Annotated in this window: 2 tRNA genes; both read left to right on the top strand. The window is 46.9% G+C overall.

The window, feature by feature from the left end:
* Positions 1 to 318 precede the first annotated feature (318 nt).
* A tRNA-Ile gene (locus Tfer_RS15730) sits at positions 319 to 395 on the top strand.
* A 117-nt stretch (positions 396 to 512) separates the two neighbouring features.
* A tRNA-Ala gene (locus Tfer_RS15725) sits at positions 513 to 588 on the top strand.
* Positions 589 to 751: the final 163 nt, after the last annotated feature.

Here is a 751-nt window from a genome sequence, read left to right as displayed (position 1 = left end):
TCAACATCTTATCCAAGCTCTAACATCCGATATCCAACCTCTAGTTTGCTCTAGGTCGATCGACCATCTCTCCCAAGACTGTTTAGCAGTCATAAGTCACTGTTCAGTTCTCAGGGACCACAGTTCCTGAATAGAAGCAGCAATAGACACAGTATAGACGAAGCAGAGAAGAGGAATAACGCCGGATGAAGAATCCGGCGTGTACATAGCAATAGCTATGTGGCACTGTTTGAGGGTTAAGTTAACAGTTGACAGTAGGCAGTTGACATAACTGGCGACTGATAACAGACAGGAAAAGCAGTGCAGAATAAGGGATATGGGCTTATAGCTCAGCTGGTCAGAGCGCACGCCTGATAAGCGTGAGGTCGGTGGTTCAAGTCCACCTAGGCCCACCACTTACTAGAAGTTAGAGGTTAGAGGTTGGAGGTTAGATTAAGAAGGAATTTGGCTTTGCCAAATTCCAACCGATAAATCCAATATCCAATTTCCAACATCCAACCTCCAATGTGTGTGGGGGTGTAGCTCAGCTGGGAGAGCACCTGCCTTGCAAGCAGGGGGTCAGCGGTTCGATTCCGCTCATCTCCACCAAAGAAGAAATTACCGGTTGAAACAGTAGTTTCAACGAGGTAATATAGATAATGCGCCCGAGAAGGGTGAAGCACAGAAATGTTCTTTGAAAACTAAACAGAGTAGGCAAGAAACCGAGCGCGAGAGCGAGAGGAAGAACTACCGAGAGCTGTGAAAGGTTGAG

Origin of the sequence: Thermincola ferriacetica (assembly GCF_001263415.1) — a bacterium.
GTDB lineage: Bacteria > Bacillota > Thermincolia > Thermincolales > Thermincolaceae > Thermincola > Thermincola ferriacetica.
The sequence above is the reverse complement of the archived record's forward strand: the minus strand, read 5'-3'. Positions and strand labels throughout refer to the sequence as shown.